At 58.4% G+C, this 18518-nt stretch carries 17 protein-coding genes; 5 read left to right on the forward strand and 12 right to left on the reverse strand.

What is annotated here, in order from left to right; all coding sequences use genetic code 11:
- Positions 1 to 132: 132 nt before the first annotated feature.
- The 4 genes from Q8R10_RS09035 to Q8R10_RS09050 form a co-directional block, all read right to left on the reverse strand.
- Positions 133 to 783: a LysE family translocator gene (locus Q8R10_RS09035; protein ID WP_305653019.1), complete on the reverse strand. Its 651-nt coding sequence runs from the start codon at positions 781 to 783 to the stop codon at positions 133 to 135.
- An 80-nt stretch (positions 784 to 863) separates the two neighbouring features.
- Positions 864 to 1664 (reverse strand): AraC family transcriptional regulator, encoded by an 801-nt coding sequence (locus Q8R10_RS09040; protein ID WP_305653280.1) that lies wholly within the window; start codon positions 1662 to 1664, stop codon positions 864 to 866.
- Positions 1665 to 1829: 165 nt separating this feature from the next.
- Positions 1830 to 2816 carry a class I SAM-dependent methyltransferase gene (locus tag Q8R10_RS09045; RefSeq protein WP_305653021.1) on the reverse strand — a complete coding sequence of 329 codons (987 nt, stop codon included), beginning with the start codon at positions 2814 to 2816 and terminating at the stop codon, positions 1830 to 1832.
- Positions 2817 to 2893: 77 nt separating this feature from the next.
- A complete protein-coding gene (locus tag Q8R10_RS09050; protein WP_305653023.1) occupies positions 2894 to 3619 on the reverse strand; it encodes a tRNA-uridine aminocarboxypropyltransferase in 726 nt (241 codons plus the stop codon).
- A gap of 175 nt (positions 3620 to 3794) precedes the next feature.
- On the opposite strand from Q8R10_RS09050, the gene Q8R10_RS09055 reads away from it, so the two are divergent.
- A complete protein-coding gene (locus Q8R10_RS09055; protein WP_305653025.1) occupies positions 3795 to 4196 on the forward strand; it encodes a quorum-sensing-regulated virulence factor family protein in 402 nt (133 codons plus the stop codon).
- A 13-nt stretch (positions 4197 to 4209) separates the two neighbouring features.
- Here Q8R10_RS09055 and Q8R10_RS09060 read toward each other — a convergent pair whose 3' ends face one another.
- The gene (locus Q8R10_RS09060; RefSeq protein ID WP_305653027.1) at positions 4210 to 4401 is read right to left on the reverse strand and encodes a hypothetical protein; all 192 of its coding nucleotides are present in this window, start codon (positions 4399 to 4401) and stop codon (positions 4210 to 4212) included.
- A gap of 75 nt (positions 4402 to 4476) precedes the next feature.
- A complete protein-coding gene (locus Q8R10_RS09065; RefSeq protein WP_305653029.1) occupies positions 4477 to 6882 on the reverse strand; it encodes a xylulose 5-phosphate 3-epimerase in 2406 nt (801 codons plus the stop codon).
- Between the two features lie 128 nt (positions 6883 to 7010).
- Between Q8R10_RS09065 and Q8R10_RS09070 the strand changes: the two genes are divergently transcribed.
- Positions 7011 to 8414, forward strand: a complete 1404-nt coding sequence (locus tag Q8R10_RS09070; RefSeq protein WP_305653031.1) for an MBL fold metallo-hydrolase RNA specificity domain-containing protein — start codon at positions 7011 to 7013, stop codon at positions 8412 to 8414.
- Between the two features lie 81 nt (positions 8415 to 8495).
- Entirely contained in the window at positions 8496 to 9575 is a 1080-nt protein-coding gene (locus tag Q8R10_RS09075) for an LOG family protein (protein ID WP_305653033.1), read from the forward strand.
- A gap of 423 nt (positions 9576 to 9998) precedes the next feature.
- Here the strand turns inward: Q8R10_RS09075 and recX are convergent, their stop codons facing one another.
- The 3 genes from recX to Q8R10_RS09090 form a co-directional block, all read right to left on the reverse strand.
- A complete protein-coding gene (gene recX, locus Q8R10_RS09080; protein ID WP_305653035.1) occupies positions 9999 to 10460 on the reverse strand; it encodes a recombination regulator RecX in 462 nt (153 codons plus the stop codon).
- Between the two features lie 8 nt (positions 10461 to 10468).
- Positions 10469 to 11512 (reverse strand): recombinase RecA, encoded by a 1044-nt coding sequence (recA, locus tag Q8R10_RS09085; protein WP_305653037.1) that lies wholly within the window; start codon positions 11510 to 11512, stop codon positions 10469 to 10471.
- Positions 11513 to 11598: 86 nt separating this feature from the next.
- Positions 11599 to 12099 (reverse strand): CinA family protein, encoded by a 501-nt coding sequence (locus Q8R10_RS09090; protein ID WP_305653039.1) that lies wholly within the window; start codon positions 12097 to 12099, stop codon positions 11599 to 11601.
- Positions 12100 to 12169: 70 nt separating this feature from the next.
- On the opposite strand from Q8R10_RS09090, the gene mutS reads away from it, so the two are divergent.
- Together mutS and fdxA are read left to right on the forward strand one after the other, a co-directional pair.
- Positions 12170 to 14743: a DNA mismatch repair protein MutS gene (gene mutS, locus Q8R10_RS09095; protein ID WP_305653041.1), complete on the forward strand. Its 2574-nt coding sequence runs from the start codon at positions 12170 to 12172 to the stop codon at positions 14741 to 14743.
- Positions 14744 to 14889: 146 nt separating this feature from the next.
- Complete coding sequence (gene fdxA / locus Q8R10_RS09100; RefSeq protein ID WP_305653043.1) at positions 14890 to 15213, forward strand: ferredoxin FdxA; 324 nt, start codon at positions 14890 to 14892, stop codon at positions 15211 to 15213.
- A gap of 601 nt (positions 15214 to 15814) precedes the next feature.
- Here fdxA and rpoS read toward each other — a convergent pair.
- The 3 genes from rpoS to Q8R10_RS09115 form a co-directional block, all read right to left on the reverse strand.
- On the reverse strand, positions 15815 to 16822 hold the full coding sequence (rpoS, locus tag Q8R10_RS09105; RefSeq protein ID WP_305653045.1) for an RNA polymerase sigma factor RpoS: 1008 nt from the start codon (positions 16820 to 16822) through the stop codon (positions 15815 to 15817).
- Positions 16823 to 16979: 157 nt separating this feature from the next.
- Positions 16980 to 17846, reverse strand: a complete 867-nt coding sequence (locus tag Q8R10_RS09110; protein WP_305653047.1) for a peptidoglycan DD-metalloendopeptidase family protein — start codon at positions 17844 to 17846, stop codon at positions 16980 to 16982.
- Entirely contained in the window at positions 17846 to 18481 is a 636-nt protein-coding gene (locus Q8R10_RS09115) for a protein-L-isoaspartate(D-aspartate) O-methyltransferase (RefSeq protein ID WP_305653282.1), read from the reverse strand. Before Q8R10_RS09115 ends, Q8R10_RS09110 begins: the two co-directional genes overlap by 1 nt.
- Positions 18482 to 18518 lie beyond the last annotated feature (37 nt).

Below are 18518 nucleotides of genomic sequence, written 5' to 3' on the forward strand. Positions count from 1 at the left end.
TGCACTACGACAAAGGACTGCTATCGAGCCATAGTCGACAATCAGTTATGGAAAAGTAACCTGCCACCTTTTTCCATCCGCACGTCACGGTTAACGGAAAGATGGCATGCACATCGTTGCGCGCAAACAATCCTACTCACCTGCTGCGAGTCTGGTTACTGCGGAGGCGACGACCATCACAGCGATCAGTATTAGTACGACACCCGAAATCCGCTCCAGCCAAGGCAAGGCTCGTGAGAAACGATTGAGTACCGCTTTATTTCCAATCACAGCAGCCACCGATACGTCCCAAAGCAGCACTACGCTGAACATCCAGACGCTGTAAATTATCTTCCACTGCTCGCTGGTGTGGGTACTGCTCACCAAAGAGGCAAGACTGACATAGAACAGGGCATTCTTCGGATTCAGTACTCCCGAGAGAAACCCCATACCAACACCGCGCCACCACGAACCGCCCCAAGCAGAATAACGCTCTACACCGCCAGGAATTCTGACGATGGGACTGGTGCCTGCATGGCGGATGAACAGCCAGCCCATGTACAGCAGATACAGACATCCCACGAGCTGTATGGCGACAAACGCCGTACTGTCTGGGCGAAAGACAGATACCCCGCCGAAGGCCGCAACAATAAACACACCGTTTGCCAGCGCAATGCCCAGACATGCCCCAGTTGCCATCTTCCACCCGGAAGCCATTGAGGTGCGAGCAACGAGAAAAAAATCAGGGCCTGGCGAAATCAATGCCAGGAAATGCGCAGCGGCGATAATCAAAAACTGCTGCATGACTGTCCAACCTCCTAGGATGTAATCCATGGAAGTCTGCAAGCAGCCAAAGGTCTTGTATTGAAGAAAATTGCGCGGTGCTATGACCTATAGAGCCCAGGCGTCACACCAGCGTGCGCCTTGAAAACGCGTTGGAAATGGCTTTGGTCGGCAAACCCCAAGCGATAGGCGATATCGGCTAACTCCGCACCTTGACGCAGCCAATCGCGGGCCTGATTGATGCAGAGATTCAGTTGGTAGGCATGGGGCGTCATCCCGATTGACGTGCGGAACGCCCGAATCAACTGATAGCGACTCATGCCGGCCATTCGCGCCAGTTCAACCAGCGACTGCATACCCACCCGGTCGTGCTGCAGGCTATCCATAACGGTCTTAAGCCTGCGGCTGGCGAAGGCTGGCGTCATGGGCAAGGCAATCATGCCCTGACGGCTGCTATCGTAGTCGCCGATGAATTCAATGAGAGCAGTTTCTTTCTCATCCACGCTCGCGCCAGAGAACAAGAAGCTATTGAGTTGGCAAAATCTTAAGTAGGTGGAAATATCGCTGGTCAGCACCACACGCTCCTGTTTCCCGGCGCAGGACTCCAACTTGAGAGCGTCAAGCCATCCGGCATCCAGATGAAGCATCTGATAGCTCCATGCCGTATCGGGCAAGGGATTGCATGAGTGAACGCAAGCCGATGGCACGAACACCAGCGTTCCGGGCCGGATGAGCACCGGACCTCCTACCGCACCAATAAAATTACTTGTGCCTAAGTCAACCGCTCCGATGGAAAAGGTAGGGTGACTGTGCGGTTTGTAACACGCACGGCTATGGCATGCCCGCCGACTCTCTACATAGGGCATAGCTTGGTCACGCCAGAATTCAGTTTTTGTGTCCATGGGCGATGTAGAGCATTCGTTAGTGGTGAAGTAGGCGATGACTATCGCCACATAACCTAACACTGAACCACCACTAATTTCGTGGATGCATCTGACCGTCAACTATTGGCCGATTACAGCCTGTCACGAAAGGCCCGAACTGTAGTCAGCAACTGCATCGACAAATCAGTCCGCCACCACCGACAGATCAGCCGTAACAGCCTGCCCCGCCTGCCCCGCCTGCACAAACACCAAGGCCTTCAAGCCGCTGTCCAGGTTAATGTCGGCAAACTCCGGTGGGTTTTCCAGGCGCTCGGCAAATACCAGGCTCGGCGCTTGCGCCTGCATGCCCTCGATTAAAAACTCGGGGCCGGTGGTCGGGTCGTTGATGCAGGCCAGCACTGTGCCCTGCTCGCTGAGCAAATCGGGCAGACGGCGGAGGATTTTTTGATAGTCCTGAGTCAGGGCGAAGCTGCCCTTTTGAAAAGACGGCGGGTCGATGATGATCAAATCATAGGGGCCGCAACTCTTGACCTTGCCCCAGGACTTGAACAGCTCGTGACCCAAGAAACTCACCCGGCTCAGATCATGCTGATTGAGCCGGTGATTGTCGCGGCCACGGCTGAGCGCCGCGCGGGCCATGTCGAGGTTGACCACATGGCCGGCGCCACCGGCAATTGCCGCCACCGAAAAACCGCAGGTGTAAGCGAATAGATTCAATACCCGCTTGCCCTCGGCCTGGGCTTGCACCCAGCGGCGGCCGTAGCGCATATCCAGAAACAAGCCGTTGTTTTGCTTTTTGCCCAGGTCCAACTTGTAGTGCAGGCCGCCCTCGGTGATCAGCCACTCATCCACTGGCTCACCACACAGAAACTCGGTGCTGCTGTCGGGCAGGTAGCGGTGTTGCAGCAACAGATGTTGCGCGCCACTGCGCTGCCACTGCGGCGACTCGCTAAGGGCCAGCAGCATCTGTTTCAGCGCCAGTAATTCAGGCTCCGCCGGCTGGCGAAACAGGCAGACCAACAGCAGGCCTTGCAGCCAGTCGGCGGTGACATGCTCAAGCCCCGGCCAGCGCTGGCCACGGCCGTGAAACAGGCGACGGGTTTCGTTCGGCGGCGAGCTAAGCGCGCCGACTAATTGCTGCTGCAAGGTGGCGATGGCGTCGGTGTTCATGGCTGCTGCTTACTCATGGGTGAAGCCGATTGGGGCAAATTGCGCAGGGTATTGGCCGGCGATCCGGCAGGTTGCGCCTAGTTCGCTAGCGGCGCACAGAGGGCGCGCAGCCGCTGGTGCGCGGCATCCTCTAGGTCCAGCGGCAGGTAATTTTTGGCATTCAGGTAGTGGGTGGTGAACACCTCCAGATAGGCATCCAAGACCTCGCTGGCATGTTGCTCGCCGGCCAACTCCAGGCACAGCGCCGCCACCTCGCTGGTGCACAGGTGGTCATCGCGCTTGGAGCGGCGCAGGCGATAGCGCGACAGTTGCTCGGGCTGCAGGCTGAGCACCGGCAAGTGGGTTAAATACGGGCTCTTGCGAAACATCTTGCGCGCCTCCGGCCAAGTGGCATCCAGCAAGATAAACAGCGGCCGCTTGCCGGCCACCGGCAGCACTTGGGTGACCACCCGCTCGGGCGCGACAAACTCGCCGGGAAAGACCACGTAGGGCTGCCATTGCGGATCGGCCAGCAAGGCCAGCAACGCCGGATCTACCTCGGTGCGCGACCAGCCAAAGGCGCTGGTGTCAGTCACCAGATCGGCAATCAACCAACCGGTGTTGCTCGGCTTGAGTGGCTCGACGTCATACATGATCAGACACATGCCGGCACTGGTGGGCACTTGCGGGCGCAACGCACAGAGGCAATGGCTGAAGATCACCCGGCAATTCGGGCAACGCGGTGCCCGCGAGCCACGGGCGATAAAGGGTTTGACGCTGCGGGCCAAACGCTCGGCGCGTAAACGAGCCACCGCATGGCTCATGCCGAAACCTGCGAAAGGAGAAAAACGCTCAACATGGCAGCCTGGCCGAATCAAAGGGGCCGGCAGTTTACCAGAGCAGGTGCAAGGCAGCAGGCAAACGGGGGTATTATGCCGGCCCGTCGAACCGCCGCCATTATGGCCGGTCAAAGGACGCAACCTTTCTACGGAGATCCCCATGCACCGCTTATTCGCCCTGTTTGCCTTATGCCTAGTACTGCCAACCACCCAGGCTGCCTCGTTGAAAGACTTCGAGCTGACCAAGATGCTGGAGAAGGTGGCTAAAGAGAGCAGCGTTGGCACGCCACGGGCGGTCAATGAAGACATTCTTGATCAAGGCTATACGGTTGAAGGCAACGAGCTGATCAATTACCTCAGCGTTCGCGAAGGCCACGCTCAGCAGATGCGCACCAATGCGCAGAGCATGCGCAGCCAGCTGACCGCCAGCGTGTGCAGCAACACCGGCTACCGTCAATTACTGGCACGCGGGGCGGTGTTGCGCTACCAGTTCACGGTCTACAAAACCAACCTGCCGGTGGCCATCGAACGTTTCACCAAGAGCGATTGCGGCCTGAAATGATCGCGCTGCAAGATCAGCTTTTGCGTTGAGCCTGCTCGCTGCTGGCTTTGAGCTCGGCGAGCAAGGTTTCGATGTGCCGCGAACGCCGGATGCCACCTTCGAGGCGCCGCAGGCACTCTTCCTCCAGGCTGCTGGCATTACTGCGCGCCGCCTGCTGCAGCAGGCGGTACAGGTCCAGATCAATTTCCAGCGTAAGCTTTGGCATGCGCACTCTCCCTGTCTACTAACGACTTTTTAGTCTGCTGGCGCGGCGCCCCCCCCTAACGGTCGCGCGGCACGCTTAGCGCAAAGCGGCCGGATCACCCTCGCCCTGCACAGCGGCAATTTGCGCCGCAGATAACAGGCTGTCGAGGGGGACATTTCGCAGCTCCGCACAGGCCAGCAAAATATGCGCCCAAGTCGCGCCATTGGCAAACAGCATGCCGGCCTCATCCAGGGTGCCGCCGCGATTGCGATAACCGAGCACCACGCTGTTATTGGCATCCGGCAACAACGGCCACAGATGTCCGCGCGCCACCTCGGGACGCATATGGGTGAGCAACACCCGCAACTTATGGTCGCTGGGGAACAGCTGCTCACAGAGCACCGCACTGGCCAGCGTCGCCGCCTCCCAGTGATCGCGCGGCGCCCGAAAACGTCCCGGTTCCTGGATATACACCAACCGATAGGCATACCCGGCCGCGCGTAAATGCGAGGCGGCGCGGCGCATTTCGGCGAGCTGATAACTGCCGCTGGCCAGCAGCAATAACGGCTCACTACCGGCCAACTGTTCAACCAGCAAGGCGCCATCCACCGCCAATTGCTCGGCTTGCGCCTGGGTAAATACGGCCACCTGCTCACGCTTGGCAATTACCATGCAGGCCAGTTGCCCACGGACCTGGTAGATGCCGGGCAAGCAGGCCAGCACCGAGTTGTGATCGGCCGGGAATAGCACCCGAACCATGTCGCTCATCTCACCGAGCAAGGCTTCGCAAAAAGTGGTGTCTTGATGGGATTGCTGATTCTTGCCGTTTTCCCAGGTATGGGAGGTTGCCACCAAGGGCCAACCGAGCCAACCGGCCGGACGCCCGGCTTGTTTTTGCTGGCGGGCAAAAATCAGGCTCTGGCGCACCGCGCCGAGCATCTTCACGCAGAACGCTTCGTAACTGGCGACCAGGTTCAAGCCACCCTGATTAGCCAGGCAGGCCGACACCACCGCCTCCTCATTGAGCGCGGTGATGATCTTGCCATCCACCGCCTCCAGCTCACTCTCAGGCGCGCAGACCCGATGCTTCAGGGCATGCAGTACGCTGCACAAGCGATTGCTGGCCAGCTCATCGGGATTGCCCACCCGCGGGCGCAGCGCCGGATTGGCCGCGACCAAATCGACAAAGAAGCGATCCAGCGCCGCCATGGGTGAGCAGTCATCATTGCGATAAACCAGCGTCGGCAAGTGCGGCGCCGGCGGATGGCGAGTCGCCAACGGATTGTCCCGCTCCAGGGCGCGGCCAGCGCGGTGCTGCGCAAACAACTGACGCGCCGCCGCCAGCTCTGCCGGCGGTACCCACAGCGGCGCCACATGCTGATTAAACAGTGCCCGCACCGAAGCATCGCTATGCGGATTACCCGGTAATGGCAGGTTGTGCGCGGCATTGCTGCCGGCACCATAAAAGCCAAAACCTTTCAGAGTTTCGGCAATCGCGTAGGGCATCGGCAAGGGGTACTGGAGGATGCCGCCGTGCATTTCGTGCACGCGATGCGTCAAGCGCTGCTCCATCTCCCAGAGTGTGCAGACAAAGGCCGCCGGATCGCGGCCATCGAAAATCAGTGGATCAAAACCACAACCGCGTAAGTGCTGGGCAAAACCTTCAACGCCGGCATGGGTGCCCATTTCGGTGCGCTGCTCGATGCGCCGCCCGTTAGCAATCATCACCGGCAAGGCCAGGCCACAATCTTCGGCGCGCCACCAGCGCGGTATCCAATCGCTGCCGCGCTGCTCCTCTGCCGCGCCATCGGACAAAAACGCCACCAGGGTTTCGCCCGGCAACGGCAAGTGCGCGTACTGCAGTTCGGCAAAGCCGAGATAACCACCCTCGGCAATACCGCCGGCGGTATGCGGATTGACGTGACTGCCCAGCGGCGCCGACGGACTGCCATCCGCGCCTTGGGCGTAACCGTAAAAATCCGTCAGCAGGCGATTCATCCCGGCGCCACCGTCGCCGTAGCGCTGGGCCTGCTCGGGGTGCAAATTGCCGGTTAACAGGTTCAGCGCATCAATCGCCGCCACGCAGTGGCCCTGCCCCATCAACCAGCCACGGGTCTGGCCAGTCAGGGCATTGAGGCCCAGATAACCGGCATAGGCCGGCACCATATTCAATGCACCGCCGGTATGCCCCTGTGGCTCGGGCTTAAAATCCTCGGCGGCCAAAGGCACGCCATCCAGCCGCACTTGCTTGGCGTAGGTCATGTGTACCACCAGCCACAACCCGGTCACGCTTAGCCGGTCGAGGGCCTGCAACAGCTGGTAGACACTGGCCAGACCCGGCTGTTTACCGGCCTGCACCAGCTGATGGGCCAAGCGAAACACCGCCGCCTGCGTCTGCGGACTATGCTCAACGGGGCCGTAGCCCGCCTGCCAACTGGCAAACGCCGGCTCTTGTTGGCCGTGCTCAAGCAACTCGGCCAGACTTGGCAATATCTGCTGCATGTGCGGCGCCTCCAGAATCGCGGTACTGCAGTTTAGGCACAGCCAATTAGCCTTGATGCTGATATGCATCAATACCAAGCAACAGCCTTGGCGCAGTCTGTACAGACACACAACTTTGCGGAGGATCTATGGCCCTGCTCAGCTTTCTCGGTGCGACCCAGCAAGTAACCGGTTCCTGTTACCTGATCGAAACCCGCGACGGCTCCAAGGTGCTGCTCGAATGCGGTATGCGCCAAGGCCACCACGAGGCCGAAGAAGGCAATCGCGCGCCCTTTGCCTTCGACCCCAACAGCCTGAATACCGTGGTGCTCTCCCACGCCCACCTCGACCACAGCGGCTTGTTGCCGCGCCTAGTTGCCGCCGGGTTTCGCGGCCCCATCTTCGCCACCGAGGCCACCTGCGAGCTCTTGGAGTTGATGCTGCTCGACTCGGCCCACCTGCAAGAAAAAGACGCCGAATGGGAAAACAAATGGCGCGCCCGCTCAGGCCAACCGGCCATCACCGCGCTCTACACCGTCGCCGACGTTGAGCAAACCCTAAAACAACTGCGACCGTTGCCTTACGAATGCGAGCAACAGGTTGCCCCCGGTGTGCAGGTTACTTTCCATGAAGCCGGACACATTCTCGGCGCGGCCATCGTTGAGCTATTGATCGAGGATCACCACCTGCAGCGGCGCCTGGTGTTTTCCGGCGACCTGGGCAACACCTGCTCGCCACTGATGCGTGACCCGAGCATTTTGACCAAGGCCGATGTGCTGATGCTGGAATCGACCTACGGCGACCGCGACCATCGTTGCAGTGAGGACACCCTCGATGAGCTAGCTGAAATATTGCAGGCCGCCCATCGCGATGGCGGCAATGTGCTGATCCCTTCCTTTGCCGTTGGCCGCACCCAGGACCTGATCTACTACCTTGGGCGTTTTTATCAGGAAGGCCGCTTACCGCAACAGGTGGTGTTTCTCGACAGCCCGATGGCCATTCGCGCCAACGCGGTTTACTCCCATTACCGCGAGCAACTGGACCCTGCTGATCGTGCCCGCCTGGGCGCCAAAGGCGGCAAACGGGTGGAAGACTGGTTACCGATTTTACGCTGCACCGCCGACGCCGATGAGTCGATGGCGATTAACCGGATTAAAAGTGGCGCGATCATTATTGCCGGCAGCGGCATGTGCACCGGCGGGCGCATTGTCCATCACTTCAAGCACAACCTTTGGCGCCCCGAGTGCCACGTGGTCTTCCCCGGTTTTCAAGCCAAAGGCACCCTGGGCCGCAGCCTCGTCGACGGTGCCAGCAGGGTAAAAGTGCTGCATCAGCCGATTGCCGTGAAAGCCAAAATCCACACCTTGGGTGGCTTCTCGGCCCACGCCGGGCAATCCCAGCTACTAGACTGGGTTAAACACTTCGAGCATCACCCAGAGCTGTACTTGGTACACGGCGAGCTGGAAAAAATGCAGGCACTGCAACAGGTGCTTCACGAGAAGCTGAACTGGATCGCCAACATTGCTGAACCCGGAGAACAAATCGCACTCTGACACTGCGCCAAGATTAGGCGCTACAGGTGGCGACGGGTTCCCTCGCGCTACCGATAGCGCCAGCGCATAAGGAGTAGCTGCATGCCCTATTCACCCGACGATTTTCTATCGCGGCACTTTCAAGCCAGCGGCATCGACCTGAAAGACAAGGTCGAAGAACTGACCAATCTAGCCGTACCTCCCGCCAGCCCAAACTTACCCTTGTACCGTGAAATGCTGATGGCGGTGGCGCGCATGGCGCAAGCCGACCGCAACCGTTGGGACGCCAAGATCATGCTGCAGACCTTGCGCGAAATGGAGTACGCCTTCAGCCGATTGGAGCAGTTTAAACGCCGGCGCAAGGTCACAGTCTTTGGCTCCGCCCGCACCCATCCAGAACACCCTTTGTATGCCCAGGCCCATGAGTTGGGGGCCGCCTTGGCGCGCAACGAACTGATGGTGATCACCGGTGCCGGTGGCGGCATCATGGCCGCCGCCCATGCCGGCGCCGGACGCGAGCACAGCTTAGGGTTCAACATCACCCTGCCGTTTGAACAAGGTGCCAACGCCACAGTCGACGGCAGCGACAATCTGCTGACCTTCCACTTCTTTTTTCTGCGTAAGCTGTTTTTTGTCAAAGAAGCCGATGCGCTGGTGCTCTGTCCCGGCGGTTTTGGCACCCTCGACGAAGCGCTGGAAGTGCTCACCCTGATTCAAACCGGCAAAAGCCCACTGGTGCCGATCGTATTACTCGACCAACCCGGCGGCAACTTCTGGAAAAGTGCGCTGCAATTTATGCACGAACAACTGCAGGCCCATCACTACATCCTGCCCAGCGACCTGCAGCTGATGCGCCTGGTTTACAGCGCCGAAGAGGCGGTGGAGGAAATTGCCCGCTTCTATCGCAACTACCACTCCAGTCGCTGGCTGAATAAAAGTTACGTGGTGCGCATGAATCACCCACTCAACGAAGCGGCCTTGCTGACATTGGACAAAGAATTCAGCGACCTGTGCCTCACCGGCGGTTTTCATCAGCAGCCGGTGTGTGAGTCAGAAAGCGATGAGCCGGAGTTCTGCCACCTGTTGCGCCTGGCCTTTAACTTCAACGCCCGCGACCACGGCCGCCTGCGCGAGCTACTGGACTTTATCAACCTGCCACAGAACTGGGCGCGGAACGCTTAGTCAAATAACAGTTAAGCAATGGCCACCCCTGCACCACCGCGAGCTGACAAGCCTTGCTGAACAGTGGCCGGCTAACAGGCCATTTTTAATGGCTCTGTACCAGTTATGTGTTGAAACCTGTGGGTCGGTTAGGTTGTGCCTAGCAGCCTGTCGACAGGCTGCTAGGACGCGGTAATTCGTAGGGTGGGTTAGGCGCATGACCACGGGCTATTGGCTGATGCTTATTCAGTTGCGCCGTAACCCACCAGATGGAATCGGCCGATTACCGCTTGGTGGGTTACGTGGCGCCCATTTTTCGCAGTTGATGTGCTGACTCTGCTCTGCGCCACTAACCCACCCTACAAAATCGATCTGCAACAGCTCACGAGTACAGAGCCATTTTTAACGCCGTATTGGCAACGCAGGTAATTTTTCAGCGGTCGGTTAATCGTCAATGCCGCGCAACAAACGGCTGATCGAGTCCAGCGGATAGCCGCGATAGGCCAAAAAACGCCCTTGCTGCGCACGCTCCCGCGCATCCAGCGGTAAGTGCCCGGCAAACTTGCGTTGCCACACCTCACGCAGTTGTTCACTCCAATCGATTTCGGCCTCACGCAAGGCTTGCTCAATCACCTCGCGGGGTAAACCGCGCTGAGCCAGATCCTCACGGATGCGCAGCGGTCCTTGGCCGCCGCGGACGCGACTGGCCACGAAGCACTGCAAAAAACGGGTTTCGGACAGCAAGCCCTGCTCAGCCAAACGATCCAGCGCAGCCTCAATCAGCTCATCTGGCGCGCCACGCTGCCGTAACTTGCGGGTCAACTCGACCCGGCCGTGTTCGCGGCGAGCGAGTAGATCCATGGCCACCCGCCGCACCGCGACGGGGGTATCGAGTATCGCCGCCATCGCCTTGATCAGCTGTCGGCGTTGGCCAGTTCATCCACCGCGCTGGTGGCTTTGCCTGGCGTCGCAACGGCCAGCAGCTTGTCGCGAATCAGCTGCTCAACGGTGCGGCCGATCTCTGGATTGTCTTCCAGATACTTGGCCGAGTTCGCCTTGCCTTGACCAATCTTGCTGCCCTGGTAGCTGTACCAGGCGCCAGATTTCTCCAGGAAACCATGCAATACACCGAGGTCGATAATCTCGCCGTTACGGTAGATGCCCTTGCCATAGAGAATCTGGAACTCTGCTTGGCGGAATGGCGGCGCAACCTTGTTTTTTACTACTTTCACGCGGGTTTCGCTGCCGACTACTTCGTCGCCTTCCTTCACCGCGCCGGTGCGGCGAATATCCAAACGCACCGAGGCGTAGAACTTCAGGGCATTACCGCCGGTGGTGGTTTCCGGGCTGCCGAACATCACGCCGATCTTCATGCGGATCTGGTTAATGAAGATCACCAGGCAGTTAGCATTCTTGATGTTGCCGGTAATTTTACGCAGTGCCTGCGACATCAAACGCGCTTGCAGGCCGACGTGAATGTCGCCCATCTCGCCTTCGATTTCAGCTTTGGGCACCAAGGCTGCCACTGAGTCGATCACAATCACATCGACAGCATTGGAGCGCACCAGCATGTCGGTGATTTCCAGTGCTTGCTCACCGGTATCCGGCTGCGACACCAACAAGTCATCGACGTTGACGCCTAATTTGCCGGCGTATTCTGGGTCGAGCGCATGCTCGGCATCGACGAAGGCGCAGGTGCAACCGAGCTTTTGCGCCTCGGCAATCACCGACAGGGTCAAGGTGGTTTTACCCGAGGACTCTGGGCCGTAGATCTCGACGATCCGACCACGTGGCAAACCGCCAATCCCCAAGGCAATATCGAGCCCCAGCGAGCCGGTAGAAATGGCCGGGATGGCCTGACGCTCATGGTCGCCCATGCGCATCACCGCGCCTTTACCGAATTGCTTTTCGATCTGGCCCAGTGCTGCAGCCAAGGCGCGCTTCTTATTCTCGTCCATTGTAATCCTCACGTGATCAAGAGGGCCGGTCGGCCACTAACAACTGTATATGTAGACAGTATTATTCCACAGGGCAAGTCGCACGCCTAGCCCTCCTCGGGTTTTTCTCCAGCCGCCAGTCGAATCAGCCCAAACAAAGCCGCCGCGACTGTTTGCTCGCGCACCGCTTGCCGATCCCCGACAAAGTGCCGGCACTGAGCATACAACTGCTCGCCATCGGCCCAGGCCAGCCACACAGTCCCAACCGGTTTATCGGGCGTGCCACCGTCCGGCCCGGCCACGCCACTCACGGCCACCGCAAACCGCGCGCCGCTCATCGCTTGCGCACCAAGCGCCATGGCGCTCACCACCTCGCAGCTGACGGCGCCAACTTGCGCAAATAGCTCGACGGGCACGCCCAGCTGGCGAGTCTTTTGTTGATTGGAATAGGTCACAAAGCCGGCTTCAAACCACGCCGAACTGCCGGCCACCCGGGTAATGGCCTCGGCAATGCCGCCGCCGGTGCAAGACTCCGCCGTGCTGACCTGGGTTTTTAATACCTGTAACTGCTCGCCCAAGCGAGTGGCCAGTTGGGTTAGCCGATCCATACGCGTCTCCGGGGTTAAAGCTGCAAAGGCGATACCGTACACTAGCGCCTTTTGCACGCAAGGCCCGGCAATGAGTCAGCACGACCTCTCCGCACACACACCCATGATGCAGCAATACTGGCGACTGAAAAGTCAGCACCCTGAGTTGCTGATGTTCTATCGCATGGGCGACTTCTACGAGATTTTTTACGAAGACGCCAAGCGGGCCGCCAAGCTGCTGGACATCACCCTGACCGCACGCGGGCAATCCGCCGGCCAGGCAATTCCGATGTGCGGGATTCCTTATCACGCCGCCGAAGGTTACCTGGCCAAGCTGGTCAAACTCGGCGAGTCGGTGGTGATTTGCGAGCAAATCGGCGACCCCGCCACCAGCAAAGGCCCGGTGGAACGGCAAGTAGTGCGCATCGTTACCCCAGGCACCGTCAGCGATGAGGCGCTGATGGATGAGCGCCGCGACAACTTAATCGCCGCCGTGCTGGGCGATGAGCGACTGTTTGGCTTGGCCGTGCTGGACATCACCAGCGGCAACTTCAGCGTGCTGGAAATTCCCGGCTGGGAAAATCTACTGGCCGAGCTTGAGCGTCTCAATCCGGTCGAACTGCTGATCCCCGATGATTGGCCGCAAGGCTTGCCGGCAGAAAAACGCCGTGGCGTGCGCCGTCGTGCACCTTGGGACTTTGAACGGGACTCGGCGCTTAAAAGCCTCTGCCAGCAGTTTGCCACCCAAGACTTGAAAGGCTTTGGCTGCGAAAACCTGACCCTGGCCATCGGCGCCGCCGGCTGCCTCTTGGCTTATGCCAAGGAAACCCAGCGCACCGCCTTGCCGCACCTGCGCAGCCTGCGCCATGAGCGGCTCGACGATACCGTCATCCTCGATGGCGCCAGCCGGCGTAATCTGGAGCTGGACGTCAACCTGGCCGGCGGGCGCGAGAACACCCTGCAATCGGTGGTCGACCGCTGCCAGACCAGCATGGGCAGTCGCATGCTCAGTCGCTGGCTGAATCGCCCGCTACGCGACCGCGGCGTGCTTGAGGCGCGGCAAGAATCGATTGCCTGCCTGCTGGAGCGCTATCGCTTCGAAACCCTGCAACCGCAGCTGAAAGAAATCGGCGATCTGGAGCGCATACTGGCCCGCATCGGCCTGCGCAACGCCCGCCCCCGCGACTTGGCGCGCCTGCGTGATGCACTGGCCGCGCTGCCAGAGTTACAGCAGGCCATGACCAGCCTGGAAGCGCCAAATTTAAGCGCGCTGGCCCTGACCATAGCCACCTACCCGGAACTGGCCGCACTGCTCGCCAGCGCCATTAACGACAACCCTCCGGCGATTATTCGCGACGGTGGCGTGCTGAAAACCGGCTACGACGCCGAACTCGATGAATATCAGGCCCTCAGTGAAAACGCCGGGCAATTTTTGATCGACCTGGAAGCGCGCGAAAAAGCCCGCACCGGCCTGGCCAACTTGAAAGTCGGCTACAACCGCGTGCACGGCTATTTTATCGAGTTGCCGAGCAAACAGGCCGAATCGGCGCCGGCCGACTATATTCGCCGGCAAACCCTGAAAGGCGCCGAGCGCTTTATCACCCCAGAGCTGAAAGCCTTTGAAGATAAAGCCCTGTCGGCCAAGAGCCGCGCCCTGGCGCGGGAAAAACAACTGTACGACGCCTTGTTGGAGTTGCTGATTGGCCATCTGGGCAGTCTGCAAGACAGCGCCGCTGCGCTCGCCGAGCTGGATGTGCTGAGCAACCTGGGCGAGCGCGCGCTAACCCTGGATCTCAACCGCCCCCGTTTTGTCGATGAACCCTGCATGCGCATCCAGCAAGGCCGCCATCCGGTGGTCGAACAGGTGCTGAGCACGCCCTTTGTGGCCAACGATCTGGCGCTGGATGATGCCACCCGGATGCTGATCATTACCGGGCCGAACATGGGCGGTAAATCCACCTATATGCGCCAAACCGCACTGATTGTGCTGCTGGCACACATCGGTAGCTTCGTGCCGGCGACCAGTTGTGAGCTGTCACTGGTCGACCGCATCTTCACCCGTATCGGCTCCAGCGATGACCTGGCCGGCGGGCGCTCGACCTTTATGGTCGAGATGAGCGAAACCGCCAATATCCTGCATAACGCCAGTGACCGTAGCTTGGTGTTGATGGATGAAGTGGGTCGCGGCACCAGCACCTTCGACGGCCTGTCGCTGGCATGGGCGGCCGCCGAGCAGCTGGCCAAATTGCGCGCTTACACCTTGTTCGCTACCCACTATTTTGAGCTGACCGTGCTGCCGGAAAGCGAGCCGCTGGTGGCTAACGTGCACCTGAACGCCACCGAGCACAACGAGCGGATCATCTTCTTGCACCACGTGCTGCCAGGCCCGGCCAGCCAGAGTTATGGCTTGGCCGTTGCGCAGCTGGCCGGAGTGCCAGGGCCGGTGATACTGCGGGCTCGCGAGCACTTGGCGCGCCTGGAAACCAGCAGCCTGCCCCACGAGATGGCGCAGCAACACGGCAGCACGCCAGCCAAGCCGCTGCAAAGCGATCTTTTTTCCAGCCTGCCGCACCCGATTCTGGATGAATTATCTAAACTCAATCCCGATGATATGAGTCCACGGCGCGCGCTGGAGCTGTTATATACATGGAAGACGCGCATCTAACGCTATTGCCGACAAGCTGTTAGAATCGCGCGCACTTTTATAGATGCTTCGGCCTTTTAGCCTGGTGCCGCGAGCCATCAAATTGCCGAGCTGAGCAGTCCCAAGCAAATTGGGCTGCTTAGCCGTCGCCTGAGGAGAAACCAACCATGACCTTCGTCGTCATCGACAACTGCATCAAGTGCAAATACACCGACTGCGTAGAAGTCTGTCCTGTGGACTGCTTTTATGAAGGCCCGAACTTTTTGGTCATTCACCCAGACGAGTGCATCGACTGCGCGCTTTGCGAGCCAGAGTGCCCTGCCCAGGCAATTTTCTCCGAAGACGAAGTGCCGGAAGAGCAGCAAGAGTTTATTGAGTTGAACCGGGATCTGGCCGAAATCTGGCCCAATATCACCGAGAAGAAAGAAGGCCTGACAGACGCCGAAGAGTGGGATGGCGTCAAAGACAAGCTGCAGTATCTGGAACGCTAGTCACCCAGATCACCAGTTCGATTGCCAAAAGGCCCGCTCTAAGCGGGCCTTTTGCTTTTCTGCGGGCAAAAAAAGGGGCGGGGATTACCCGCCCACTTTTATCCCTACTCCCTTTATCTCCTACTCCATCATCCTGATGAGTCGCATCCTGCAACGTCCTGATCCGCATCCTTGCTGACCTGCACCTGTCCCTTGGCACAGGTGAGATAGTAGCTCGCCTGGCTAAACCAGCAAGCTCACTGAAAACACCTAAACGTCATCATAATAAAACTAATAACCCTTATATATCAGTATGTTATGCAAATAACGATTAAAAACACTCTAGCTTTTTAAGTCCATTACGACCAATACCTACACGACCTGTAAGCAAAGGCTTACACGGCCACACATAAAAAAGTCCCACAATCCAGACTGTGTGAAAACCCTACTGGGAGCTCGCCAAGTGATCGCACCAATGGATGGGTAATTCGTTTTTCAAGAAATACCAAAGCTAACTCCGTAAAAGCAAACGCCCCGAACCAGTCGGGGCGTTTGCTTTTGGACCGCAGGGATGCATATTCACCAGCCTGCGAAGCCTGGCTTGCTTTAATCAAGTGTCCCGTTACTTGAACAAGGACTCACTCGATAAGCCGTTTTTTTCCATGATTTCGCGCAAGCGCTTGAGCGCCTCCACTTGGATTTGCCGAACCCGCTCACGGGTCAGACCAATCTCCCGACCGACTTCTTCCAGCGTGCTGCTTTCATGCCCGCGCAGACCGAAGCGACGCACCACAACTTCGCGTTGTTTTTCGGTTAAATCAGACAACCACTGATCAATGCTCTGAGACAGATCATCATCTTGCAGCAGTTCGCACGGATCGGTTGGGCGCTCATCGGTAAGCGTATCCAGCAAGGTTTTATCCGAATCCGGCCCGAGTGAGACATCGACCGACGATACCCGCTCGTTCAAGCCGAGCATGCGTTTAACCTCGCCTACCGGTTTTTCCAACAGGTTGGCAATTTCTTCGGCTGAGGGTTCGTGGTCGAGCTTTTGTGTCAGCTCGCGGGCGGCACGCAGGTAGACGTTAAGCTCTTTGACCACATGAATCGGCAACCTGATGGTACGGGTCTGATTCATGATGGCGCGCTCGATGGTTTGACGAATCCACCATGTCGCGTAAGTCGAAAAACGAAAACCACGCTCTGGGTCGAATTTCTCCACGGCTCTAATTAAGCCAAGGTTGCCTTCTTCAATTAGATCTAACAGTGAAAGACCGCGATTAATGTAGCGTCGGGCGATTTTCACCACCAAACGCAGATTGCTCTCGATCATCCTTTTACGCCCAGCCGGATCGCCCTTTTGCGCCAAGCGGGCAAAATGCACTTCCTCTTGCGGGGTGAGTAATGGGGAGAAACCAATTTCGTTGAGGTACAGCTGAGTTGCGTCTAGCGCACGGGTGTAATCAATGTATTTGTGTTGTTTGAGTGAGCTTGCCTGTTTGGCTTTTGGACTAGCGAGAGAAAGCTCGGCTTCCTCATCATCGACATCATCGAGAGCGATGCGCTCCTCAAGTTGGAGAACATCATCGTCGACGTCAAACTCCGGCGCTTGTTTTTTTTTGAGTGCCATTTTTATTGTCCTTAGCTGAGTTCGACAACAAGCTCCGGCAGCACCTAACCCCGACATTCAACCAACACTGTTAAGTCGCGTTGGTTTGAACTCAGAGGACGTCCTTGGCAACACCCGAGCTCGGTCCTACTACGCAAAAGTACAAGTCAGCGGCAACTCAACGCTTGGGCAAATATTGCAGCGGATCAACAGGCTTACCTTGACGGCGAATTTCAAAATGTAGCTTCACCCGGTCAGTGCCCGTTGAACCCATTTCAGCAATTACTTGTCCGACTTTGACCTGCTGCCCCTCCCGCACCAATAACCTACGGTTGTGACCGTAAGCACTTACGTAGGTATCACTGTGTTTGATGATTACTAACTCGCCGTAGCCCCGCAATCCACTGCCGGCGTACACCACTGAACCATCAGACGCAGCAGAAACAGGCTCGCCCAATTCCCCGGCCAGATCAATGCCTTTATTCAAACTGCCGTTTGAGGAAAATCGCCCGATCAGCGCACCTTTTGCCGGCCAGGTCCAGCGACCAGTAAAGTTTTTCGCAACGGTGCTAACCGGACTAGACGCTACCGCTGTTGGTGCAGGCTTGCTGGCGACTATCGCCGCGTCATTAGCTCTAACTACCGCCGGCGGTACGCGGTTAGTGGCAGTGCTGGGCCGGCTGTTTTGCGCAACTATCGGAGCCTGATTTGTGCGCCCATCAAAACGAATAACCTGCCCTTTACGAATAACGTAAGGCGCCGCAATCCGGTTGCGCTCGGCCAGGGTCTTCCAATCCCAGCCAAACCGAAAAGCAATCGAGTACAAGGTATCGCCAGGCTGCACAACATATTGGCCAACACTTACCGGTTGGCGGGAGTTCCCAGCACTCTGCGCTCCGGTATTACGGTCGATAACTTGCACGCCACCGGTTCGCGTCGTGTTGCAGGCGCTGAGCGCCACGCACACCAAGCACAGGCTCAGCCAAGCCAAAGCCCGATGCCCTGCCGTACTGCAGACGGCCCGACGGCCGCTCAGTCCAAACATTAGGCCAAAGGTCCGTGCAGCAAAGGCACAAAACGCACCGCGTCCAGTACATGACGGGTGAAGCCCTGTTCCTCACGGACAATCAACAGCAGCTGCTGCTCATCGCCAGCGCCCACCGGGATCACCAAACGTCCGCCCGGTGCTAACTGATCGAGCAATGCTTGCGGCACGTCCGCCGCCGCTGCGGTGACGATAATGCCGTTGTAGGGCGCCAACGCTGGCCATCCTTCCCAGCCATCGCCCCAACGAAACACCACATTGCGCAAGTTCAGCTCCAGCAAACGCTCTTTGGCGCGCTCTTGCAGCGCTTGGATGCGCTCCACCGAAAATACCCGTTCAACCAGTTGCGACAACACCGAAGTTTGATAACCAGAACCGGTGCCGATTTCCAGCACCTTGTCTAAAGGCCCGTCCGCCAGCAGCAATTCAGTCATCCGCCCAACCATATAGGGCTGGGAAATAGTTTGGTTATGGCCAATAGGTAATGCCGTATCTTCGTAGGCGCGATGGGCCAGAGCCTCATCGACGAACAGATGCCGTGGGGTGCGGCGAATAACTTCCAGCACCCGCGGATTCGACAAGCCTTCTTCATACAAGCGCTCAATCAAGCGCTCGCGCGTACGCTGCGACGTCATGCCGATGCCATGGTGTTGCAATTGATCTTTATCCTGG

Origin of the sequence: Pseudomonas sp. (assembly GCF_030698175.1) — a bacterium.
Classification (GTDB): Bacteria; Pseudomonadota; Gammaproteobacteria; order Pseudomonadales; family Pseudomonadaceae; genus Aquipseudomonas.